At 42.4% G+C, this 22,898-nt stretch carries 20 protein-coding genes; 7 read left to right on the forward strand and 13 right to left on the reverse strand.

All coding sequences use genetic code 11. The features are described from left to right. Positions 1 to 3: 3 nt before the first annotated feature. The 4 genes from PSYC_RS00175 to erpA all read right to left on the reverse strand — a co-directional run bounded on the left by PSYC_RS00175 (position 4) and on the right by erpA (position 3,762). Positions 4 to 627 carry a copper resistance protein NlpE N-terminal domain-containing protein gene (locus PSYC_RS00175; RefSeq protein ID WP_011279346.1) on the reverse strand — a complete coding sequence of 208 codons (624 nt, stop codon included), beginning with the start codon at positions 625 to 627 and terminating at the stop codon, positions 4 to 6. Between the two features lie 194 nt (positions 628 to 821). After that, positions 822 to 1,352 carry a disulfide bond formation protein B gene (locus tag PSYC_RS00180; RefSeq protein WP_011279347.1) on the reverse strand — a complete coding sequence of 177 codons (531 nt, stop codon included), beginning with the start codon at positions 1,350 to 1,352 and terminating at the stop codon, positions 822 to 824. 54 nt (positions 1,353 to 1,406) lie between these two features. Beyond that, positions 1,407 to 2,990, reverse strand: coding sequence for a glutamate--cysteine ligase (gshA, locus tag PSYC_RS00185; protein WP_011279348.1), 1,584 nt, complete (start codon positions 2,988 to 2,990; stop codon positions 1,407 to 1,409). Between the two features lie 391 nt (positions 2,991 to 3,381). Further along, positions 3,382 to 3,762, reverse strand: coding sequence for an iron-sulfur cluster insertion protein ErpA (gene erpA / locus PSYC_RS00190; RefSeq protein WP_011279349.1), 381 nt, complete (start codon positions 3,760 to 3,762; stop codon positions 3,382 to 3,384). A 505-nt stretch (positions 3,763 to 4,267) separates the two neighbouring features. On the opposite strand from erpA, the gene PSYC_RS00195 reads away from it, so the two are divergent. Continuing rightward, positions 4,268 to 6,286, forward strand: a complete 2,019-nt coding sequence (locus tag PSYC_RS00195) for an ATP-binding cassette domain-containing protein (RefSeq protein ID WP_011279350.1) — start codon at positions 4,268 to 4,270, stop codon at positions 6,284 to 6,286. Positions 6,287 to 6,391: 105 nt separating this feature from the next. On the opposite strand, the gene PSYC_RS00200 is transcribed toward PSYC_RS00195, so the two are convergent. Beyond that, positions 6,392 to 6,760: a septal ring lytic transglycosylase RlpA family protein gene (locus PSYC_RS00200; protein WP_011279351.1), complete on the reverse strand. Its 369-nt coding sequence runs from the start codon at positions 6,758 to 6,760 to the stop codon at positions 6,392 to 6,394. A 544-nt stretch (positions 6,761 to 7,304) separates the two neighbouring features. Here PSYC_RS00200 and PSYC_RS00205 point away from each other — a divergent pair. Together PSYC_RS00205 and PSYC_RS00210 are read left to right on the forward strand one after the other, a co-directional pair. Further along, a complete protein-coding gene (locus PSYC_RS00205; protein WP_011279352.1) occupies positions 7,305 to 8,303 on the forward strand; it encodes a DnaJ C-terminal domain-containing protein in 999 nt (332 codons plus the stop codon). Positions 8,304 to 8,388: 85 nt separating this feature from the next. Beyond that, positions 8,389 to 8,712, forward strand: a complete 324-nt coding sequence (locus tag PSYC_RS00210) for a chaperone modulator CbpM (RefSeq protein WP_011279353.1) — start codon at positions 8,389 to 8,391, stop codon at positions 8,710 to 8,712. Between the two features lie 88 nt (positions 8,713 to 8,800). Here the strand turns inward: PSYC_RS00210 and sstT are convergent, their stop codons facing one another. The 4 genes from sstT to PSYC_RS00230 all read right to left on the reverse strand — a co-directional run bounded on the left by sstT (position 8,801) and on the right by PSYC_RS00230 (position 13,347). Next, positions 8,801 to 10,003 (reverse strand): serine/threonine transporter SstT, encoded by a 1,203-nt coding sequence (gene sstT, locus PSYC_RS00215; RefSeq protein WP_011279354.1) that lies wholly within the window; start codon positions 10,001 to 10,003, stop codon positions 8,801 to 8,803. 338 nt (positions 10,004 to 10,341) lie between these two features. Beyond that, positions 10,342 to 10,800: a DNA polymerase III subunit chi gene (locus PSYC_RS00220; protein ID WP_011279355.1), complete on the reverse strand. Its 459-nt coding sequence runs from the start codon at positions 10,798 to 10,800 to the stop codon at positions 10,342 to 10,344. Positions 10,801 to 10,835: 35 nt separating this feature from the next. Continuing rightward, a complete protein-coding gene (locus PSYC_RS00225) occupies positions 10,836 to 12,494 on the reverse strand; it encodes a leucyl aminopeptidase (RefSeq protein WP_011279356.1) in 1,659 nt (552 codons plus the stop codon). 247 nt (positions 12,495 to 12,741) lie between these two features. Continuing rightward, positions 12,742 to 13,347, reverse strand: coding sequence for a cysteine hydrolase family protein (locus PSYC_RS00230; protein ID WP_011279357.1), 606 nt, complete (start codon positions 13,345 to 13,347; stop codon positions 12,742 to 12,744). A 463-nt stretch (positions 13,348 to 13,810) separates the two neighbouring features. Here PSYC_RS00230 and lptF point away from each other — a divergent pair, with 463 nt between their 5' ends. After that, entirely contained in the window at positions 13,811 to 15,115 is a 1,305-nt protein-coding gene (gene lptF, locus PSYC_RS00235; protein ID WP_041757818.1) for an LPS export ABC transporter permease LptF, read from the forward strand. Next, complete coding sequence (gene lptG, locus PSYC_RS00240; protein ID WP_011279359.1) at positions 15,115 to 16,323, forward strand: LPS export ABC transporter permease LptG; 1,209 nt, start codon at positions 15,115 to 15,117, stop codon at positions 16,321 to 16,323. Before lptF ends, lptG begins: the two co-directional genes overlap by 1 nt. 77 nt (positions 16,324 to 16,400) lie before the next feature. On the opposite strand, the gene PSYC_RS00245 is transcribed toward lptG, so the two are convergent. From PSYC_RS00245 to PSYC_RS00255, 3 genes are all read right to left on the reverse strand, one after another. Next, the gene (locus PSYC_RS00245) at positions 16,401 to 17,009 is read right to left on the reverse strand and encodes a class I SAM-dependent methyltransferase (protein ID WP_011279360.1); all 609 of its coding nucleotides are present in this window, start codon (positions 17,007 to 17,009) and stop codon (positions 16,401 to 16,403) included. A gap of 759 nt (positions 17,010 to 17,768) precedes the next feature. Next, a complete protein-coding gene (locus tag PSYC_RS00250) occupies positions 17,769 to 18,233 on the reverse strand; it encodes a DMT family transporter (RefSeq protein WP_011279361.1) in 465 nt (154 codons plus the stop codon). A 5-nt stretch (positions 18,234 to 18,238) separates the two neighbouring features. Beyond that, positions 18,239 to 18,673, reverse strand: coding sequence for a DMT family transporter (locus PSYC_RS00255; protein WP_011279362.1), 435 nt, complete (start codon positions 18,671 to 18,673; stop codon positions 18,239 to 18,241). Between the two features lie 98 nt (positions 18,674 to 18,771). On the opposite strand from PSYC_RS00255, the gene PSYC_RS00260 reads away from it, so the two are divergent. After that, on the forward strand, positions 18,772 to 19,707 hold the full coding sequence (locus tag PSYC_RS00260) for a LysR family transcriptional regulator (RefSeq protein ID WP_011279363.1): 936 nt from the start codon (positions 18,772 to 18,774) through the stop codon (positions 19,705 to 19,707). A 321-nt stretch (positions 19,708 to 20,028) separates the two neighbouring features. Beyond that, positions 20,029 to 21,588: a Fic family protein gene (locus PSYC_RS00265; protein ID WP_011279364.1), complete on the forward strand. Its 1,560-nt coding sequence runs from the start codon at positions 20,029 to 20,031 to the stop codon at positions 21,586 to 21,588. A gap of 147 nt (positions 21,589 to 21,735) precedes the next feature. Here the strand turns inward: PSYC_RS00265 and xerD are convergent, their stop codons facing one another. After that, positions 21,736 to 22,674 carry a site-specific tyrosine recombinase XerD gene (xerD, locus tag PSYC_RS00270; RefSeq protein WP_011279365.1) on the reverse strand — a complete coding sequence of 313 codons (939 nt, stop codon included), beginning with the start codon at positions 22,672 to 22,674 and terminating at the stop codon, positions 21,736 to 21,738. Positions 22,675 to 22,898 lie beyond the last annotated feature (224 nt).

Here is a 22,898-nt window from a genome sequence, read left to right on the forward strand (position 1 = left end):
CATTTATTGACGCGCTAGGGCATAGTCTTCATCAGGGTTTTTATACTCATCCATCATAATCAAGTGATTGTTTTGAATCTGATAAGTTTCGATATTTTTTTTCTCATAAACAATAGTAATCACATCGTTGTCTTGACGATACACACCAGATTCTATTAAAGGCGGTTGCGGCGTTTCAGCCTGATTAAAGACACTGGTCTTTAATACTGAACCGTCGGCGAATAAGTTTAAAGTAATATTAATACTGCCACAAGATGGGCAGGGGACAACACCACCATAATCGCCCATCAAGGTCGCTTGCAATATACTATCGCTATTTGATGCTGAAATCATCGGTGAACGTGCTGAGCTATCATTGGAGCTTGCTGCTGCAATGAGTGCCTGTCCTTCTTGACGACCGTCTTCATTAACTGACGCTTTGGCACTATTTTCTTCTAAAACAGCCTCATCATTATTCAAAACTTTACTCTGGTCGCTGTTAATCGGCGCACCTTGGGTATTTTTATTTGTAGAAGAAGAGGCACTGTCACAGCTTACCAGTGCTATACAGACTGGCACGGCTAATAATAGGCTTGTACAGCGTTTGATAATCAAGGAGGTAGAAAATACAGGCGAAAAATTTATCATAGTATTACCATGGAGCAGGTTTTTAAACAGTATTGCTAATCACAACTGATGTTATTTTGAATCTAAAATCAGCGTAAAAATCACGTAAAATGAAAACGACTAGAGTAACGACAATAAGCCCGCGTTGCGAGCTTGATTTCGTTAAATTATGTGATAAAAATGGGAAAAACTATGACTAGCGCGCCGTTCGGTATTTATCGAGCGAGAGGCTTAGGAGTAGAAGGACGTACGATACGCCACAAGATCAGCAAATGTGTCAGTATAAGAATACTAAATAAAATCAAGGATTGTTCAGGGATGCTTAAGCCCAAAAACGTCCATTCAATGGAGGCGCATTCACCAGAGCCGGCAAACACTTCTTTTAATACCTGCTGCATAGGCAAGGTATCGAGCCAATAATCCAAACCCGGACCACATGACGGTACTTGATCCGCTGGCAAATGCTGTAGCCAAACATGACGCCCTGCGACTATTGCCGCCCAGCCAATACCAGCTAAGCTACCAAGCCAAAGTAACAGTCTGATAACCATCGATTTTGGATGAAACAAAGCGGCGATTAAAGCGAAACCGCCCATTATCATCAGCCCAATACGCTGAAAAATACAAAGCGGGCAAGGTGAGAACCCCATATAACGCTGTAAGAAAAATAACGCAAAGCTCATACCTATAGCAGTCATTATGACTAAAAACACTTGTAGGTTGCGGTAAGTGGTCAGCTGTAGCATGGGTAAATACTCTTGTAATGTGCTCGTTAATGAATGACAGAAAGGTATGAAAAATTAGCGATATTGCTGTAAGAAATTCATAAAGTCTTCTGTTTCAGCTTCTTCCATCTCCGCTTGTTGTAAGATGGATTTCTCAGCGAGCACTTCATATTTGGCTTGCGTATTTGGACTGAGGGTTTGTTGTAATAATGACTCACGATGCTGCTGAGCCAAAGTAAAGCCCAACTGCCATAAACTGCCCAAACGCTTACTATCAGAGTTGACTTGCGCTGAAATAGTCGATTCAGAGTGACCAGCCTTGCCTTGCATTAAGGCAACTGCCGCACGATAATCATTGCCGCCATAATGGGCATCAAGCAATGCTGCTAGCGGCTGCATACGATTCAAATGCATCAGCATCCAGCTCTCTAATGATTGCTCGACACCATTATTAAGGATTTGTAGATTTTCACGGCGGCCTTCATTGACGACGCGCTCAATATTGATAGCCAGCGCTTCCTCTTCTTCAGGCATCAATTCAGGGGAATCACTCAGTAGGCAATATAGTGCCATTACTTCTAAAAAGCAGGCACTAGATAGGCGAATGCCAATATCGCTATAAGGGTCTAAATCAATCGCACGAAACTCAACATAAGCAATACCACGACGCTCAAGCGCTTCGGTCGGACTTTCACCACTCATCGCTATTTGCTTAGGGCGAATAGGACTGTAATACTCGTTTTCTATTTGTAGAATATGATTGTTGATTTGAATAGGATTGCCATTCTCATCATCTAAGCCCAATTTTTCAAAGCTTTCATGCGGGGTTTGAATCGCACGGCGCAGCCCTTTGATATACTCTGGCAAATTGTTGTAGCGGATATCAAGGTGCTCTTGAACACTATTGGTATAACCAAGTTTGCCCATACGCAGACTAGTGGCAGTCGGTTTGTAATAGGTTGAGTTATTGAACAGCTCAAGGTCGTGCTCAATCCCTGAAACAAAGCAAGGGCAGACACTTGGACTTGCGCCCAATAGATACAACACCAAACTGGTCAGGCGCTTAAAATTACGAATCAGACCTAAATACTTATCATTTTTAAACTCTGTTAACGTCATAGCTTGTGCTGTAGGCGTTTGCGCTTGCCATGCGGTAAATAAGTTATCACCAAATGATAAATTATAATGTAAGCCTGCAATCGTCTGCATTCGGCGACCATAACGAACCCCAAGCCCACTACGGTACAAAGTTTTCAGCTTACCGGTATTAGAGCTGCCATAATCTGCCAACGGAATATCTTCATCATTAGAAGACAGCATACAAGGCATAGATAGCGGCCACATCAGCTCATCTTCAGGCATACCTTGATATACCAGCAGATGCAGTTGACGCAGCATGGTCAGCGTCTCTTTTGGCGAGGACTTGGGATCGGTAATCAGCTCAAGTAAGCTTTCTGAATAGTCGGTTGTGATATAAGGATGCGTGAGTTTTGAGCCAAGTTTGGCAGGATGTGGCGTTTGTGCCAAATAACCATCAGGTTTAACGCGCAATCCTTCTTTTTCGATACCACGTAGCATGCCTGCTAAATGCTCGCTGGCAAACCAGTTTGGAATATCAAAATCGACAAAGCTACTCGCAAAATTACTCATAAGGATCATCTGTTGTTATTGGTTATAATGGATTAAAAGACCATAAATGGCTAATCGAAAAAGAGGACATAGTGCCGTCAGTTTAGCCCAAAGGCACTGTAAAAACCACGTGCGATTACAAATACAGTAAGCTTCACTTGCGGTAAGTTCTACCCTGTTTGGCAGAAAATATAGCCATAAAACCACAGTAAAACTCTAAGATACACGTGATTTTTATTGCTCATTTATGCTTATTCTCTTGGAAACTTTTATGGAGGACAACTCTATTTTATCAATAGCCAATGCACCAGGTTTTTACAGAAATATTTGAAATAAAAAGCACCTACCAATCGGATAAGTGCTATAGCAAAACAATCTTTTTGCATAATCATTGGATATTGAGCGATACCAAAGCGAGTATTTAGATCGAGAATGACGAGCCGCAGCCACACGTGGTCGTGGCATTAGGGTTGGTCACAATAAAGCGTGCACCCTCTAAGCCTTCGGTATAATCAACGGTAGAGCCTTGTAGATATTGATAGCTTAATGAGTCAACGACCAAAGTCACATCGTTATTATCGAAGTTGGCATCATCTTCATTGAGCTCATTGGCGAAGTTAAAGCCATAAGAAAAGCCTGAACAGCCGCCGCCAGTGACATAGACGCGGAGCATAAGGTTGCTATCGCCTTCTTCTTCACGCAGGCGACGTACTTTTTGTGCCGCACTGTCAGTCAGGTTCAAAACGGTTGGATCGACAGGTTGGCTTGAGCTTGGATTAAATTGGTTGGCTGGTTGGTTCATATCTACCTCAATTGCTAAAATCAGATGTTATTATTTTTTACGTATGCGAGGTCGTCTATTGATACAGGCTAGGATGAACTGCTAGTAGCTTTTAATGGCTGCTGCTCATAACCCACAGGCAACTGCACTATTATTTATGCAAAGTAGGCGGTGGTTTTGGGTCACAACTGTGGTGTAGGCGGCATAGCAAGTAGTCCTAAACTGATAATATCAGCACTTAACTGCCTGATGTCAATAGTGTTTTTCTAGTATAACATAGTTGGGCTAACGATTAAGTTGTCAAGGGCGATAGCCGCATTTACTATTATAACGTACTTATATATGCCCTTTGTTGTTTGTTAATACAAGGGAGTTATTAGCAGTATAAAGGTTTGAATTTAAAATACTTATTTAATTGTTTGCCTATCGGTTAGGCGTTTGAAATAATAGCCGCCAGTAAACACGCCAGATAAGTGTTTTTCCTATTGCCTTAAGTTTTATATTACCGCTGAGATGAAGAAATTATATGATCGAATTTAAAGACGTTGGTGTTCGCCGTGATGGTCGTGAGTTGTTTGCAGGGGCAAGCTTCCAGCTACATCCGGGCCACAAAGTTGGCTTAACGGGCAATAACGGGACCGGAAAATCGACCTTATTTGCCTTATTATTGACACGAATGGGTACCGGTGACACCGAAGTGACGCTTGATAAAGGTGAAGTGAGTATCCCTGATAGTTGGCATGTGGCGCATATGGCGCAGGAAGTTGGCGCGACCACACAGACGGCGATTGATTATGTGCTGAGCGGTGATGAGCAATGGTACGAGATTAACGCCACTTTGAATGACCTAAGCAGCGTCAGCGATGAGCAGATTGGGGTATTGCATCAGCAGTTTGATGAAATTGATGGTTATCGTACACCGACCAAAGCCGCACAAATCATGGCGGGTTTAGGTTTTAATACCAACCAACATGAGCTGCCAGTAGAAGGGTTTTCGGGTGGCTGGCGCATGCGCTTAAACCTTGCTAAAACCTTGATGAGCCGTGCAGATTTGATGCTACTTGATGAGCCAACCAACCATTTGGATTTGGATGCTATCTTGTGGCTTGAGACGTGGATTAATGCTTTTACCGGTCTAGTTATCGTTATCTCGCATGACCAAACGTTCTTGGACAATACGGTTGGTCATATCTTGCACGTTGAGCAGCAAAAAATCACTCTGTATACCGGTAACTATCAGCAGTTTATTCGCACGCGTCACGAGCGTATGGCACAGCAGCAGCAAGCTTTTGAGAAGCAAGAAGCGACCAAAGCACATTTGGATGACTTTATTCGGCGTTTCCGCGCAAAGGCCAGTAAGGCAAAGCAAGCGCAGAGCCGTATCAAGCAGCTTGAGCGTATGGCTGAGCTGTCACCGATGATGGCAGACAATCCGTTTTCGTTCCGCTTTTATGAGCCAGCTAACATGAGCTCGCCGTTGATTGAGTTGACCGATGCAGATATTGGCTATAGCGACACACCGCTACTTTATAATGCCAATGTGCAAGTCACCCCTGATACTCGTATCGGGCTGCTAGGGATGAATGGCGCAGGTAAATCGACCTTGATTAAAGCATTGGTCGGTGAGCTTGGTGTATTAACAGGCAGCTATAATGTCTCAGATACGCTAAAGCTAGGCTATTTCAACCAGCATCAAATGGATATCCTTGATCCTAAGGCAACCCCGATAGAGATGTTACGCCGCTTAGCAGGCAAAACTTCTGATGCGATGCTACGTTCGTTTTTAGGTAGCTTTGATTTCCGTGGCGACCGTATCGATACCATCAGTGAGCTATTCTCTGGTGGCGAGCGTGCGCGCTTAACGTTAGCTTTGATTGTTTGGCAACGTCCGAATGTGCTGGTACTCGATGAGCCAACCAACCATTTAGACTTACAAATGCGTCAAGCGTTGACGATTGCTTTGCAAGGCTTTGAAGGGGCAGTGGTACTGGTATCGCATGACCGTGAGCTGATTGCCAACGTCTGTGATGAGCTATTTTTGGTACATGATGGCCAAATCGATGAGTTCGATGGTGATATCAGCGACTACGGTAAATGGCTTGCCGAAAAGCGTAAACAAGAAAACTCGCAAGATAAAAATACCAGTAAGAAAAAAAGTAAAAAAGAGAGTAAGAAGTTTGTTTCACGTGAAACAAATGCCAATTCAGCAGGCAGCCAAGCAGGCAAGCAAGTGGGCAACAGCGAGTCTCAACCTGCGCTTAGTAAAGATGCGCAGCGCAAGCTGGCGGCTGAACAACGCAAATTAACCGCGCCTATCCGCCGTGATATCGAAACTACAGAAAAGACCTTAGCGACCATTGATGAAAAGCTGCTGGTTTTAGAAGAAAAACTGGCGAATACTGATCTTTATGAAGAAAGCCGTAAGGCTGATTTGATGACATTGTTGAACGAGCAAACCATGCTACAGCAGCAACATAGTCAACATGAAGAAAAGTTGCTACTGGCAATGACAACCTTGGAAGAAATGGAAGCCAGTATCGGCTAACACTAGAAGGCGATTAACACTTGGTTTTTAATTAAAACTAAGCGATAAAACTCAGTCATTAAAAAAAGGAAGGCTTACGCCTTCCCTTTTTTTTACTTTATTGCCTTATTCTCTACGATATCGACCATCACCATAAGATAGGATTTCCATCGTAGTAGTACAAAGCTGACAGTTTATTTGACCAGCAGCAGCTTTCGATAAATCAAGAATGCGACCTCGTATAAAAGGGCCTCTATCTGTAATTTTTACAATCACGCTCTGCTTTGTCTTTTTGTTGGTCACTTGTACCTTCGTACCAAACGGCAGCGTTCTATGTGCGGCTGTCAGGGAGTTCATATTGAAGATACTACCACTTGCAGTGCGTTTACCGTGGAACTTACTACCGTAGTAGCTAGTGTTAGTGTTATGGGCAAAAGCAGTGGCGCTCAATAGTATTGATAAAGTGATGACTAAAGACTTGATTAAATAAGACATTTAAAACCTTTTCGCTATTGAAGAAATAGACAGATACTCTTGCCTATGTTATGCATACTCCCTATGAGTACAAATAATAGAAAACATCATACAAGAAATAACTTTTCCCATTCTTACAGCTCTGTAAAAAAACTTCTAAGGTCAAAAATTCTTTTTTAACAGTAAGTTATCGAATGTATTCTTATTTTGCTATATTTAGATTACTATCAATATAAACAATTTATGGGTCGATTCTCTCGCTATAAAATCAGTTGAAAGTAAAAATTCTTCGTATTAAACAGTATGTTTCAGAGATAAATATCCCTTGCATACTACTATCTGCCTAGTAAAGACGATAATAATTTATAGCAAGCGCATGGTATCGTTTTTAAGTTGAATCCCCTATATTGGTAATATTTCTATAACGGTATTTGGTTTTTTTAGCGCTATCATTGTAAGTAGACTAGGGTCACAATCTGTTATATCACCAACCTAATTTCGATTACTAGCGTTTACAATTGGCATTTCATTATTATTAATAGGTCTTATTTTGAGGAACAACAACATGGCAGAAAAAAACTACTATGACATTTTAGGGGTCAAAAAAGATGCCTCAGATGCTGATATTAAAAAAAGATACCGTAAGCTCGTCCGTCAATATCATCCGGATGTTAGCGATGCTCCAGACGCTGATAATAAGATTGCCGAGATTAATAATGCTTATGAAACCATTAGAGACAAAGACAAGCGCGCTGAATATGATGCCATGCTAAACAATCCATTTGCCGGTCAAGGTGGTGGTGGCTTCGGTGGACAGGCGGGCGGAGCCGGTCAAGGTGGTCAACGCTGGGAGGATATCAAAGATCAGTTTGGTGATGGTGAAGCCTATGGCGACGGGGGGTTTCGATTTGATGATATTTTTTCGGCATTTGGGCGCGGTGCACGCGGACAAACTAATGGACAGGCGGGCGGTCAGTCGCAATATGGCGGCTTTGGTAGCCAAGATAGCAAAGGTCAAGACCAACATGCTGAGATTACCGTTGATTTGGCTTCGGTCTATAACGGTGATGACTACAGTATTAAGTTAAATGTTCCAATTCGTCAGCCAAATGGCAGTGTGGACTACGATAATAAGACCCTTAAAATCAAAATCCCTAAGGGCATTACTGATGGTAAGCAAATTAGATTGGCTGGACAAGGAGCGGCGGGCAGCGGTAGCGGCAAAAACGGCGATTTATTTCTAAAAGTTAAACTCAGTCATGCGGCTAATATTCGTATCGAAGGCGCTGACGTTTATCAAACTGTGAATATCGCCCCATGGGAGGCGGCACTGGGTGAAAAAATTAATGTTAGCACGCCAGCAGGTACACTTGGTGTGACGATTCCCAAGAACAGTAAATCAGGTAGCAACTTGCGCCTAAAAGGTAAAGGTATTCCTGCCAAACAAGCGGGCGATTTATACTTAACCTTAAATATTGTCAATCCACATATCAATAGTGAAGCGGCAACCAACGCTTATGAAGCACTAAAACAAGCCTTTGCTGACACCACTATTGAGCGATAAACAACGAGATTCATGAAAGCCGTTTAATACCCTAATAGAGATGTAGACGATAACGATAAAATAAAGAAAAACGAGGATAATCGCTATGAAACACTCGCCTGAATTTAATGACATTATCATGAGCTTAGATGAGCTAATATCTGCCTGTGGTCAAGAGCGCCAGTGGGTGATCGAACTGATTGAAGAGAATATCATCGAATATGACGTACCAGAGCGCGAACAGTTTACCGGCTATCAGCTGACGACTGTGCGCCGTGCTTCAAGGCTAAGCCGCGACTTTGAAGCCAGCGTGCCAGCGATTGGTTTGATACTTGAGCTGTTGGCTGAGGTCGAGCAACTGCGCCAACTAAAACGCCAATTGGATATGCAAGCGCCCGTTATTGAAATAAACATTGAGCATTTAAAGTAGTTAAATAAATAGCAGAGAGTAGCAAACAAAAAAGAGCCCAATCATCAATTGGGCCCTTCGAAGTTTAAAAATACGATTTTATAGCAAATTAACGGGCATATTTTGGATCAGCAGCAGCGGTAAATAAGACGTCTGTTGATGAGTTCAGAGCAGTTTCTGCTGAGTCTTGTATCACACCGATAATAAAACCAATGGCGACCACTTGCATGGCAATGTCATTTGGGATACTAAATAAACTGGCTGCCAGTGGAATCAGCAGCAATGAGCCACCAGCGACACCGGATGCGCCGCACGCACTAATCGTTGCAACCAAACTTAGCAGCAGCGCTGATGCAAATGTCACTTCAATACCAAGCGTATGGGCAGCAGCAAGCGTTAAGACGTTAATGGTGATTGCTGCGCCCGCCATATTGATGGTTGCGCCTAGCGGAATAGTCACCGAATATGTGTCCTCATGCAGACCTAGTTTGCGCGCAAGGTTCATATTGATGGGGATATTTGCCGCTGAACTGCGGGTAAAAAATGCGGTGATACCAGACTCACGTAAGCATATGAATACGAGTGGATAAGGGTTCTTTCCTGTCTTAACTAAAATGATAAGTGGGTTGACGACTAGAGCGATAAACAGCATACAACCGACCAATACCATTAAGATACGAGCATAACCTGCCAAAGCGGCGAAGCCTGTCTCAGCGACCGTATTTGCGACCAAACCCAAGATACCAAAAGGGGCTAGGGCGATGACCCATTTGACCACTTGTGAGATGGCATCAGAAAAATCGCCAACCACGGTACGAGCAGTGTCGCTCGCTTGACGTAAGGAAAAACCAATGATGATGGCCCATGCTAAAATACCAATGTAGTTGGCTTCAGCGATGGCATTGACAGGATTAGCAACTAGATTCATCAGCAAGTTGGTCAAAACTTCTTTTAAATTTGCTGGTGGTACTGGCTCAATAACGGCATTGACCAAGACCAACTCTGTTGGAAATAAGAAGCTTGCCCCTACGGCTGTCAACGCTGCCAAGAAAGTGCCAAACATATACATGATAAGCACTGGTTTGACATAGACTTCATTACCGCTGCGATGTTGGCTAATGGCTGCCATGACCAAAACAAATACCAGTATCGGTGCGACGGCTTTTAGTGCCCCCACAAATAAGGTACCCAATAATCCTAATGCAATACCAATATTTGGTGCCAACCAACCTATCAATACTCCTAATACCAAACCGATAATAATAAGCGGTACTAGTCCTATACGCTGGTACATTGCAATCAATGAACGCATCTATACACCCTCAATTTTGTCAATAAATAAGATATTTATAGCGAAAACAGAAAAATAATCGGAGGATGGTAGCATTTTTTAGGATAAGCGCCTACCTTTAACCTTCATCTGTCTGGGTTGATAGGGCTAAAGAAAAAGCGTTGTATAGTCGATTCCAAATAAAGTAGATACATCATGTTTTGACGCGGCACTGGTATAAATTTTTCTGGCGTGCTGTGCCTGCGCAGACAGAGGCTGCAAAAAATTCATTCCAGTCCCGCTGTATCGTTTTTATACTGGGCTTACTATATGTGGCAAACAGAATGATTTTATCGTAACAGATAAAGAGGTTTAATGGATTAAACGTTGAAATGGGTCAGCTCATAGCCTAGTTGTTGGTAGCTTTTATATTTGTGACGACCTTCTTGCACACTAGTCGCATCAGGTTTTATCAGTTCAAGTACTCGAGTAGGCTGCGCATTGTTGGTTGCTGCCATAAAGGTGTTCACTGGATATATGGTGGTATTAAGAACCATACCTTTAAAGTTAGCAGGCATATAACTGCTAAGAAGGATGGGTGCTAATGTTTTATGATTAATATCGGTATCAGCGTCCAAAAGGTATTGATGGGGTATAAAGCTAGTAGCCTCTTGCGTCCATAACGCCTCATTAAGCGCCGACAGCAATGCGGCATCATCTTCAATAAGAATCAGCAGTGATTGCGTGCTTTTATTAAGCGCGGTTTGGGTCAGCTGACAAATAAAGCCCAAGAAATCTTGAGCTTTACTCTCACTTAAAACATAAAAACTGATTTTCATAAACTGATTTTCATTAATTGGTTTGCATCAATAGATTATGCCATGTTTGCGCTGTTTTTTAGATATTGCATAAATAATGGCACTGGACGACCGGTTGCCGCTTTGTCTTGACCTGAAATCCATGCCGTACCAGCAATGTCTAAATGTGCCCATGCTTGACCTTCTTCAACGAAGCGCGATAAAAAACATGCGGCAGTCACAGCACCAGCACCTTTACCACCGATGTTTTGCATATCAGCGATAGGCGAGTCAAGCTGTGCTTGGTACTCATCATCCATTGGCATATGCCAGATAAGATCACCCGATAAATGACTGGCATTTTCTAAGTCAAACAACACATCTTCATCATTACTAAAGACTGCTGAGCGTACATGACCCAATGCAACCACACAGGCACCGGTCAAAGTCGCCACATCAATAATGGCTTTTGGTTGATAGCGCTGTACGTAGCACAAGGTATCGCACAATACTAAACGACCTTCGGCATCAGTATTTAATATTTCAACTGACTTACCATTCATTGCTCTGATGATATCGCCTGGACGGGTCGCATCCCCTGATGGCATGTTTTCAGCACAAGCTAGCGCACCAACGACATTGATAGGTAGACGCGCTTCACACAAGGCTTTGATGGTACCGAGTACCGCAGCTGAACCGCCCATATCAAATTTCATCTCATCCATTGCCGCACCCGGTTTGATTGAGATACCACCTGAATCGAAGGTCACGCCTTTACCGACAAGAACGATAGGCGCATCATTGTTTGCAGCATGGGCATTGTCTTCGCTATTTTGGTCAGCTTTTTTAGCGGCTTTCTTACTAGGTAGTTTATCAGCCAACGCTTTTAGACCACCAGCTACTTTTGCGCTGTTGGTAGTGGCTTTGCTAGTATCGGCAGTGGCGCTAAAATTAGACTGACCGCGATATTCCATTAGTACAAGTTTGCCTTCTTTGGTAGAGCCTTGCGCGACCGCTAAGAAGCAGTTCATACCCAGTGCTGACATCTCTTTTTCACCCAGGACGGTAACTTTTAATAAGTTAGGATAGGTGGCTGCCAGTTCCTGTGCTTGCTCAGCCATATACGCTGGGAAACAGATATTACCCGGCTCATTGGCGACATCACGGGTCAAGCTTTGACCAGCAAAGACCGCTTGTGCAAAGTTTAACGAATCTTCTAAAGACGGATCTGCCAGTAAGTAGATATCTGTTAAAACAGGCGTCTGCTGCTCAGATTTATACTTGTCAAAACGATAGCTTGCTGCCAGTAGATTCAGGGCAAATTGACCAAACTGATTTTCTTCTAACGTATCACCTAAAGCCACAGTGATAGAGTCGACCCGCTTTTGCGTGCTTTTATAAATGGTATTGGCGATTTTTTGTAAGACGCTATGACGAAGCTTATCAAGGCTCCCGACACCAACCAATAATAGCTGTACTGGATTTTCTTTGGTGGTTTTTTTATCACCAGCCAGTGCGTAGTCCGCGACCGTTTCACAAGCTTTACCGTTAAAGTGCGACACTTCAATCAATTGCTCAATACGGGTTTGATAGTCGCTCAATACCGACTCTGCTAAGATATTTTTTTTATCATCGATTAAGACGACAAGGCAGGCGGCGTCTTTACTTTTGGCTTCTTTTTTAAGAATTTTTTGTGTATGGGTTTTTGGTAAACTTTGCGTTAATTTAATATTCATATATTGTTATCCTTATTAGATGAATGCATTTTTTTAAAAGCGTGAGTACAGTCGTGAGTACAGTAAGGTATCAAATTTAAACTGGCAACGCATTTGAATCGATATTGTATTTGAACTGCTACCAATCTTAAATAGGCACACCTATCGAGCAAGCGTAGTAGTGTAGCATATCGACGCACAGTACGCAGTTAGCAAGGGTTGGGTAATGTTTCTGAACCTATTTCCTGCATTATTTTAGCGTCTGTCGTTAGCTGTTAGTCAACTTATCAGTCGCTACTAGAGCGGCAAATCTATCTTGAAGTGCAGCCATTGCACTATCGTGCACAGTGCTAGCGGTTATGACTTGTCCTGCAACACTAGGCAGATCGCGGGTGGCGCAGGCATCATGGCAAACAAAACTCTCAAAACCTAAATCAAAGGCCGCTCTGACGCTTGAGCTGACGCACATATGGCTCATAAAGCCTGCAAAAATAATCTGTTGCTTGCCGGCCGATGTTATAAGCGCTTGGAGCTCGGTATCATAAAAGGCGTTAGGGTGCATTTTGATAATGGTTTTTTCATCATCAAGGGGCTGCAGGCTATCAATAATATCTACCTTTGATGATAACGGATTGAAAATCTTGTCATTATCCTGACCATGATGAGCGACATGAAATATCGGGATGTTTTTGTTCCTAGCTTTATAGAGCAGCAGGCGCGCGTTCGCAGTGGCTTTATTTCCGGCATCACCCAACGGCATTGCGCCGTCAACATATTCATTTTGGAAATCAATCATAACAATAGCGCAGTTGGACCAATCAATCTCATTAAATTGACCACCAGATAATCCGAGTAAGGTAGAGGGAATAGACATTTTATGCTCCGTTAATTAGTAAACGACATGAGTGTAGATGCTAAATCTTAAATAATTTTGAGTGCTAACTGACGTTAAATACTAACAACTAACGCTGAAAGTATTCAGTACGTAATACGTACAGTACACAAATTCAGTTAGAAAACATGCATGAGAGACTTAATCGTGATGTCTTAGTTAGAGAACTTGTATCTTATATGGTGCGCTTATGTTTCAAATAGCTAAATTACGTCCCAATTTAACCCTGTTGATGAGCAAGCAATAACTGCTTTATCAGTAACGGCTAGGTAATGTATTCAAATACATTTTCCCGCTATTTTTTATAGAAATATGCTAGCATTAGCGGTTACACCTATTGCCTCTATTCAAGCTTAACTACCCTTACCAATACAGACGCGATAAACCGCACAAACGCCAACCACTACAACCGCTAAGAGTGCCTACTGTGATATTACGCCGCTATATGACCCAACAAGTTGCCTCAACGACCGCATTGGTCTTGGGGTTTTTAGTGGTGATGATGCTCGGCGGTCGCTTGATCCGATATTTCGGTATTGCAGCCGAAGGTAATTTAGATATCAGCTTATTATTCACCATCATTGGTTATAATTTGCCGTATTTTTTAGAACTGATCCTGCCATTGGCATTTTTTATTGCCTTGATGCTGGTATTCGGTCGACTTTACGTTGATCAAGAAATGGCAGTTATCAATGCTAGTGGTATCTCACGCGGTCGGCTTGGGCGCTTGATGACACCATTAATATTGGCATTGTTCGTTGGTGAGGCAGCATTATCCATCGTTGGTAAGCCATGGGGTGTGCGTTCATCTGAGAATGTTTGGCAGCAGCAAGCCTTAACCAGTGCCTTTGATTTGATTCGCCCCAATCAATTTATCAGTAGTGGTAATTATCATCTGTATGTGGGCAGTTTGAGTGATGATAAAAAACAATTGCAAGATGTGATATTGATTCAGTCTGAGCCTGAAAAAAAGGGCAGTGCGGTTAAAAATAATACTGCTAAAACTAACACTGCTAAAAATAGTGCCATGGATGTCGAAAATAATATAGACCCCGAAACAGCCGAGCAACTCAATATTCCAGAGCTGCCAAATGCGCTTGCAAATAGTACCAATATTAGCAAAGATGCTATTACGCTTGCCAAACGTGCTCAGCAAGTAGACACGGGCAATAGTGGCGTGACGCAATTGGATTTATTCCAAGGTCGGCGTTATGAAGTCGGCGCGGGTAGTCTAAAATACAATCAAGTAGGCTTTGATCGTTATCGTATTACCTTGACGGAGTCGTCAAAAGAAGTCATCACTGAAGACAATATCGAGACCCAAGCGATTGGACCGTTATGGCAAGCTGCAACGGGCAATGCGCAAGTGGGTAGCAACAATGCCATGCGTGCGGCGCAAGGTGAACTTGGTTATCGTTTATCGCTACCTTGGCTGATGATTATCGCGCCGATGCTGGCAGTGCCACTGGCGCAAGTCCGTCCACGTCAAGGCCGCTGGTTACGCCTGTTTCCCTCTATTTTATTGTTTGTCAGCTGCGTGCTCGGTATTATTTCACTCAAAAATGCAGTCGGCAAAGGAAGTGTAAGCGTTTGGGCGTATGCATGGCTGATTTTAGGATTTATGGCATTGGCACTTTATATAAATTGGGGCAGCCGCGTGCAGCATCGATTGCGCTTTCGCAAACCAGAGACTGACCTTTTAACAGTGACTGATCACCAAAACAATGGCTCACAGGGAGGGCAGTCTTAATGCGCTCCTTATTTGAAAAATCCCCAGCGACTAATCATTTGGCTGCAAAACCGACCAATCTAAAAGTGCTCAGTCGTTACGTAAAGCTCAATGCATTGCTGGCAATTATCGCAGCGGTCATAGGATTGTGGGCATTACAGCTGGTATTCTCTTATTTATCAGAACTTGATTCGCTAGATGATAGTTATACGATGGGAGAGGCGATCAAATATATCTTTTATCGCTCGCCTTATTTTTTAGAGCAATTTATTCCGACTGGTGCCTTATTGGGCGCGGTCATTGGTTTGGGGTTGCTGGCTAATAACAGCGAGCTGGTCGTCATGCGCGCTGCTGGAATCAGTGTCTATCGCATCGTCAGTTGGGTATTACAACCTGCTCTGATTTTTGTGGTATTGGCGCTGATAATCAATCAATTTGTATTGCCACATTCTAATCAATTGGCAAATGAGATTAATAGTAAGGGTAACAGCTCGCTGGTGACTTCAGTACGTGGTTATTGGACGGTGCAGCCGCGCTTTGAGAATACAAAAAGAGGCACTACAAAACCTGATGGCAGTGATATTCTCTATATCGATTATGCTGATGTAAAAGGCAATATCGGTCAGGTAAAGCGTTGGCACTTGGATAATAATGGTAGTTTGCAAACCGCCATCCATGCGGAAGGTGGGCAATATATTGGGCGCGAACCACTTGATACTGTCAGTAGTAAACCGAGTGAGCAATATCGTTATGAGTGGCAGCTGAACAATATGACCAAGCTGATGATTAATCAAGGCTTTGAAAGTAGCCAAGCCATATCGCCCACCGACACACTGAGTTTACCCTTTGCCCCTGAGTCTGTGTATTTGCTCACGCATCAAGCTGAGGATTTATCGTTGACTCAGCTATATGAGCACCGTCAGTTTATGCGTCAACAAGGTCAGCGCTCTTTAAGTCATGAGCTGGCGTTTTGGCAAAAGCTATTATCACCCTTATCTATCTTATCGCTAGTGATTGTCGCCTGCTCATTCGTTTTTGGTTCCTTGCGTACGCATAGTCTTGGCTTGCGAATTGTCGTGGCATTATTATTTGGTTTGCTGTTTAGTTACGTGCAGGATTTGGTTGGTTTTGTCTCGCTTGCTACTGGCTTTTCGCCACTACTGATGGTGCTATTACCAATTATTGCCAGTGCGCTATTGGGTGAGTATTTACTGAAACGGCAGATGTAATCTTCAAAGTTTAGCCATAAAAAAGCACGCTAAATCATTATGATCTAGCGTGCTTTTTATTTGTCTGATTCTAGGACTTAATCTTTGGTTGCCATGGTAATCGTATAGGTTTTACCTTGTTTGACCTTTTCGCTATTACCAAATACTTCGATAAATGAGCGCTTCATGAATTGACGTAAACCATTAATCGTCACCACGTAAAAGCGTCCACCTTTACGCATACGCGCATGAGCATCAAGAAAATATAGGTAATGCTGCTCTTTGCCTACCTTGGCTGGCAGGTTCGACATCACAAGGCTAAAGTCTTTCGCTTTATCCACATGATTAAAACCGTTTGATAAATGCACATCGACATTATTCAGACCATTCTTTTCACAATTAAGGCGCGCATATTCAACCGCCATAAAGTCTTTATCAATTAAAGTATGCTGACCATTAGGGCATTCACGCGCTGCGGCCATACCCAATACGCCATAGCCACAGCCCAAATCTATCGAGTCATCATCATTTTGAAAATCCACATAATCGAGCAACATCAAGCTACCATCATCAAGTTTTTGTGGTGAAAAAATACCCCACGTGGTCGCAAAATCAAACGGCTTGCCCAGCACATCTTGACGAAAATTGATGTCTTCGCGCCAGTATTTGGCTTTTTCTAATAGATCGCTAGGTGGTCTATGGCTCATTGGATTCTCGGATTATGGATAAGTAAAAGGTGGTGCATTGCTCAAACGAACAGCGTGCACATTATGGTGAGTATTGTAACGATAAAACAGGAGGTTTGCAGCTATGGATTGATAGAAATTGTGGTTGGTATTAAAGGAGGGTCATTGAAAACCCTCTGCTACTTTTGCAAGTGGTCTATTAGAAATTAACACTAACATTAGTTGACTTGTAAAACAATTTAATAAATTCTTATTAATCAAAAATATCTTTCAGGATTCGATGGGAAGAGCACCGTTTTCGTTCGTAAAATACTTTGCTTAGGTCTATATAAATTCTGAACCCAGTAGGATAAAAATTAACTATAGTCGTTGAAAAGTAATATCGATACAACACGTACTACTGGTGCAAATTTTTCTTGCTTGCTGTGCCTACGCAGACAGAGGCTGCAAAAAATTTACACCAGCAGTACTGTAGCGACTTTAAAGTATTTCAACTATATTATTTTCGATCTATACTGCTAACCAGATATTCGTTTTTTAATTACGAAAAAAGTAACAATTATATTTTGGTATCTTCTAATGCTAGATAGCAATGTATCTATATTTTTTACTTTTTGCCTTAATTTATCATTTTTATTAGAAAGTTCAGCATGTGTTGTGCCAATGGAAGCACATGAACAGTGTGCGAATATCATTCTGCAAAAATTTGGCAATACTACATCTATATCATAGTAGCTGTGACCTAAGAAAGTATGGTTAATAACGATCAATAGATATGAACTACTGAGCCTCTTTAGGTTCAGAGTTGCTGCTAGCATAAATAAAATAAAGCGCGATTGCCAAACAAACCAAAGCACTGATTCGACTGCCTGAAAGGCTGATGGCCTCATTACCAAGTAAACCAAAATTATCAATTAATACACTCATACTCAGCTGACCAAAAATAACTGCCACCGTTGCCACAGCAGTCCCAATACGCTGGACCGCAACCACCATAATGACAATATAAGGAACACCACACAATGCACCAAGTAGTTGCCACTTAGGGACATCCATCAAAGTAACGGTATGATTTGGCTCAAAAAATAAAATAAGCAAAGCGGTCACAACCGCACCCACAGAAAAGGTTAAAAAGGCACTTTTAAACACCCCAACGTTGCTGCCAAGGCGACCATTTAATGCTGCCTGGATACTTAAAGCCGCACCGCCAATTATTGCTAATACAATCATTAAAATAAGCGTCATTTAGGTTATCCTTTTGCCATAAAAAAAAGTGCGGCAATAATGAAAAATAAAGCGATAATTCGTTTGCTGTCTATTTTTCGTTCCATGGTTTCGAACAAACCATAATGATCTATGATTAAACTCTGAAATACTTGCCCAGCCAATATCCCAATCATCGTCAGCGCAATGCCAATAACAGGCGTCACTACGGTTAATACCACAACATAAACAGGCCCTAAAATACCACCAACCAGTAGTAAAGGCGGCTGTGAGAAAAAGGAAGGGCTGTCTCGCGGACTAAAAAACAACATTAAAAAGAATGTTAAAGCAGCGCCAACACCAAAAATGCTCAATGTTGCCCACAGCTCGCCTACCTGACTCCCTAAAGGCCCAAGTAACCCTGCTTCAACAGACAACCCCATGCCGCCTAACACAACAATGAGTATCAATAAAATTTGCATGAAAAAATCCTTAATGAGCAATACGCTGCAGCTTACAGCAATGTATACCCATTAAAAAACGCTATAATACGAAAATGACCTTTGCATAAGTTGCACAAATGAATACGGTAGATACCATCAACATACAAACACTCTTATTTTTTATAGAGGTTTTTGACGCTCAGAGTTTTTCTGTAGTGGCTCGAAAAGAAGGCGTCTCGGCTTCTAAAGTGTCACGTATTATCAGGCAGTTAGAGGACTCACTGGGACAGCAGCTTTTTTACCGTAATACACGCGCTGTTACTCCTACTGAGGCAGGTCGCGTATTTATGCGCTATGCAAAATCCATGACCGAGAGCATGAGTGCAGCACAGCAGGAGCTTCAAGACAGGACATTAGAACCGGGTGGTTTAATTAGAATCAACGCTCCCGTATTTTTTGGACAACGACATATCGCACCTTGGCTGCCACAGCTTAGTGCTCAGTATCCTAAATTACAGATAGATTTGAGTTTAACGGATGACTTTATTGATCCTCATCATTATGCAACAGACGTTATTTTTAGAATTGGCACCTTAAATGATTCGGCCTTTCATGCTCGTATTTTTGGCGAGCAAACCTATCATCTTGCCGCCTCTCCATCGTACATAAGCACGCATGGTAAATTGCAAGTGCCAGCAGATCTGACACATCATAAATGTTTACTATATAAAGGCTCAACAGGACCCAATCGTTGGCTTTTTAAAACAGAAAGTGAAGATTGGACGCCATTCTTAGCACCCGCTTTATTGATGTCCAATAATGCAGAATCTTTATTGGTATCTGCACTCAAAGGTATGGGGATTGTGCTTTTTCCAGATTGGCTCATCGGTGAGCATTTAAAGAGTGGTGAGCTCATTAAGCTACTGCCTAATTATAGTACGGCCGTCAAAACCACACCTCAACATGTCGCAGCTATTTATCCTCATACTCGTCATGTCTCTCTAAATGTTAGAGCATTAATTGATTATTTTGCTAAGGTTTATGGTCATCCTCTTTATTGGCAACTCAATTAAAAAACAAGAGTTTTAGGAATATCCAATATTTTATTTTTGCTCATAAACACCTGTTATATAAAATTTTACACGCGAGGCAAGAAGGCATTATTTACAGAAACAGGAATTCTGATACTACGTAACTGTGTTAAAGGCGGGGTATTTACCCCATTCAACTTGGATTCATTATCTCCACTAAACATGCCCTTTGATCTTGATCTAAAGGTTCCGTAACGTCATATAAAAATCGATTTAATGCAATAAGTCTTGATAATAATCATTATATTGCATTTATAATCGTTTTTCCGCAAAATAGCTTATCTATAATCGCTTGAGCCACTCATGATGAATACCTCTACCTCAGATCCTATTGGCGCAGCATGGCTTATCCGTTATGCCAGCATCGAGCTGGTTTCGCCTTTATATATCACTAGTAGTATCGGTGGGCGTCGACAAACCTATAAAGAGGGTAATGTCATCCATAACGCCTATCAGGAAACGGCACGTCCATTGGACACTATCATTGCTCACTTACAGTTTCATATGCGTCATGAAGTACTGAATTTAGAATTACTGGTTCGTCTATTTGAGCAGATAGGTGCTGATGACGTACAAGCATGGGTAAACGCTGAGCCAACAGGCAGCTATGCCCGTAGAATGGCTTTCTTATATGAATGGCTCATGGATAAGGAGTTAGCAGTATCGAGCAATTTAGGCGGCAATTATGTGGACGCTTTGGATACCAAGAAAATGGTTACCTCAAGCCCTGAGCATATCATCAAAAACGCTCGCTGGCGTATCAATGACAATCTAGCAGGAACCCGTCATTTCTGTCCGATGCTGGTAAAAACAGAGGCGTTTACGCAAGCAGCAGCACTCGATATTGCCACGATGGTTGAGAAGCTGAACGATGAATTTGGGCAAGACTTACTGATGCGTGCCTCCGTATGGATGACTCTACGAGAGAGTAAAGCCAGCTTTACCATAGAAGGTGAAGGGAAAGAGTTAAAGCGGATTGAACGTTTTGCCGAGGTGATGGCACGGCGCACTGGTAAGGGCGACATTCCGCTTGATCCTGAATCGCTGGCAGAATTACAACAAGAGATATTAGGGAGTAAAACGGTCATCCAGCAGTATGGTATCCGTCAATCCCCAGTTTTTGTGTCGCATACTCAGGTCAATGGCTTTAAAGAGATTGTGCATTATATTGCCCCGCCTTCAGAGGATATTGCTTATAAATTAACAGGGTTACAAGCATTAATGAAAAAGACCGAGGGACAATCAGCACTGATGCGTAGTGCTGTTGCTTCCTTTGCTTTTGTGTATATTCATCCGCTAGCTGATGGCAATGGTCGCGTACATCGTTTTTTAATTAATGATGTCCTCAGACGAGACCAGGTTATTCATGAGCCAATTATCCTACCTATATCACAAGCCATTGCTGAACATCCCTCAGACCGTCATGCCTATGATAAGATTTTAGACCGTGTCTCTGTGCCGCTCATGAGGCAAATCCGTGATCATTACCGCTTTGATAAACAGGCGGTTACTTACCCTGATGGTATTCGCTCAAACTTAAATTTTGCAGACAGTCACCTTATTCAACCTGCATGGCGCTTTATGGACCTGACGCCTCACGTTCAGTACTTATCAGGACTGATTGCTCATGTTATTGAAAAAGAGATGCATAACGAGTCACAGTACCTAAGACAACATGACCATGCACGACTGGCGATAAAAGAGATTGTTGAGATGCCCAATAGCTATGCCGATAGAATCATTCGCAGTATGCTACAAAATAAGGGCGCTAAAAGTAATAAGCTACTGCAGGATTATCCGTTTTTGGCAAATGAGGCGGTTTGGGATGATGTTTTTTCTGTCGTTGTAGAAATCTTTAAATAATGAATTACTTCAGTCTTATGCGGTTCATTGACCGTTTCAGCCAATGCAGCTTTACTTAACTAGAAAGGATGCTTAAATATGAAGTCTAAAATCAAAACGAAAATAAACCCAGCATAAGAAGTCTTTATTCATATCGTACACAGTATTCTACCCCCGTGGATGATGCTCCGCATGGAGTTTTTGCAATCTTGCCGTCGCCACATGAGTATATATCTGCGTCGTTGATAAATTACTATGACCCAGCAACAACTGCACGCTACGTAAATCTGCACCATGATTGAGTAGATGGGTGGCAAATGCGTGACGTAGCGTATGCGGTGATAACGCTTTATCAATACTGGCAACTTTGGCGTACTTCTTTAACAGATACCAAAAATTTTGCCGTGTCATATAGCCGCCTTGCGCTGTCAAAAACACCGCTTGGCAATTTCCTGCTTTTAAATGGGCTATCAAATCACCACGTCCATGCGTCAAATAATCTTCTAACGCATCTGATGCATATTCTCCTAATGGCACTAAACGGGTCTTATTTCCTTTCCCTGTGATTTGTAGCCAGCCAGAGTTTAGATTCACTTGTTCTAATGATAAATTCACCAATTCACTGACGCGCAAACCGCAAGCATAGAGTACCTCTAACATGGCTTTATCACGTAGCCCTAGCGCAGTACTGCTATCGGGCGCGGCAAGGAGATTATCGACGTCAGCTTCCGCCAAATCTTTTGGCAGTGGACGACCAAGTTTTGGGCTTTTAATACGCTCACAAGGGTTGTCTTCACGTAGGTTACTGGCAATCATCCACAGATAAAACTGGCGTAGGCTTGAAAGCATGCGTGCTTGCGTACGCGGCGTTTTGCCATCTTGAGTAAGAATAGACAGGCAGCACAGCACATCTTCGGGCTGCCAACGCGTTAGTGCCGCGTGATTGGTTAACTCGCAGGAGCGCAAATCACGCACATAAGCATTACGGGTACGCGTTGCCAAACCACGAGCCAGCATCGCTTGACGAAATTCGGTCATATAAGCCGGTTCATCATCTACTGCCAGCGCTTTTGGTTGGCGCTGCTGTACGGCACGGTCGCGGCTCATAAGACATACTCGGCAGTGGTATCAGAAAGTAAAGGTTAATATAGACAATATTTTTTATATTAAGCTGACTATCAGTTAATAATATTTTGCAAAGTCATTTTTATGTATAGTTGAAATACTTTAAAGTCGCTACAGTATTGCTGGTGTAAATTTTTTGCAGCCTCTGTCTGCGTAGGCACAGCAAGCAAGAAAAATTTGCACCAGTAGTACGTGTTGTGTTGTAT

It is taken from the genome of Psychrobacter arcticus 273-4 (genome assembly GCF_000012305.1).
Classification (GTDB): Bacteria; Pseudomonadota; Gammaproteobacteria; order Pseudomonadales; family Moraxellaceae; genus Psychrobacter; species Psychrobacter arcticus.

What these genes read in the sequence shown, in the direction of transcription:
- PSYC_RS00260 (WP_011279363.1), top strand. Translation starts at nt 18,772, where the DNA reads ATGAATACGGTAGATACCATCAACATACAAACACTCTTATTTTTTATA.
- PSYC_RS00180 (WP_011279347.1), bottom strand. Translation starts at nt 1,352, where the DNA reads ATGCTACAGCTGACCACTTACCGCAACCTACAAGTGTTTTTAGTCATA.
- PSYC_RS00200 (WP_011279351.1), bottom strand. Translation starts at nt 6,760, where the DNA reads ATGTCTTATTTAATCAAGTCTTTAGTCATCACTTTATCAATACTATTG.
- PSYC_RS00250 (WP_011279361.1), bottom strand. Translation starts at nt 18,233, where the DNA reads ATGACGCTTATTTTAATGATTGTATTAGCAATAATTGGCGGTGCGGCT.
- sstT (WP_011279354.1), bottom strand. Translation starts at nt 10,003, where the DNA reads ATGCGTTCATTGATTGCAATGTACCAGCGTATAGGACTAGTACCGCTT.
- PSYC_RS00265 (WP_011279364.1), top strand. Translation starts at nt 20,029, where the DNA reads ATGATGAATACCTCTACCTCAGATCCTATTGGCGCAGCATGGCTTATC.
- PSYC_RS00195 (WP_011279350.1), top strand. Translation starts at nt 4,268, where the DNA reads ATGATCGAATTTAAAGACGTTGGTGTTCGCCGTGATGGTCGTGAGTTG.
- gshA (WP_011279348.1), bottom strand. Translation starts at nt 2,990, where the DNA reads ATGATCCTTATGAGTAATTTTGCGAGTAGCTTTGTCGATTTTGATATT.
- PSYC_RS00245 (WP_011279360.1), bottom strand. Translation starts at nt 17,009, where the DNA reads ATGAGCCATAGACCACCTAGCGATCTATTAGAAAAAGCCAAATACTGG.
- PSYC_RS00225 (WP_011279356.1), bottom strand. Translation starts at nt 12,494, where the DNA reads ATGAATATTAAATTAACGCAAAGTTTACCAAAAACCCATACACAAAAA.
- PSYC_RS00255 (WP_011279362.1), bottom strand. Translation starts at nt 18,673, where the DNA reads ATGCAAATTTTATTGATACTCATTGTTGTGTTAGGCGGCATGGGGTTG.
- PSYC_RS00205 (WP_011279352.1), top strand. Translation starts at nt 7,305, where the DNA reads ATGGCAGAAAAAAACTACTATGACATTTTAGGGGTCAAAAAAGATGCC.
- lptG (WP_011279359.1), top strand. Translation starts at nt 15,115, where the DNA reads ATGCGCTCCTTATTTGAAAAATCCCCAGCGACTAATCATTTGGCTGCA.
- PSYC_RS00210 (WP_011279353.1), top strand. Translation starts at nt 8,389, where the DNA reads ATGAAACACTCGCCTGAATTTAATGACATTATCATGAGCTTAGATGAG.
- lptF (WP_041757818.1), top strand. Translation starts at nt 13,811, where the DNA reads ATGACCCAACAAGTTGCCTCAACGACCGCATTGGTCTTGGGGTTTTTA.
- PSYC_RS00220 (WP_011279355.1), bottom strand. Translation starts at nt 10,800, where the DNA reads ATGAAAATCAGTTTTTATGTTTTAAGTGAGAGTAAAGCTCAAGATTTC.
- xerD (WP_011279365.1), bottom strand. Translation starts at nt 22,674, where the DNA reads ATGAGCCGCGACCGTGCCGTACAGCAGCGCCAACCAAAAGCGCTGGCA.
- erpA (WP_011279349.1), bottom strand. Translation starts at nt 3,762, where the DNA reads ATGAACCAACCAGCCAACCAATTTAATCCAAGCTCAAGCCAACCTGTC.
- PSYC_RS00175 (WP_011279346.1), bottom strand. Translation starts at nt 627, where the DNA reads ATGATAAATTTTTCGCCTGTATTTTCTACCTCCTTGATTATCAAACGC.
- PSYC_RS00230 (WP_011279357.1), bottom strand. Translation starts at nt 13,347, where the DNA reads ATGTCTATTCCCTCTACCTTACTCGGATTATCTGGTGGTCAATTTAAT.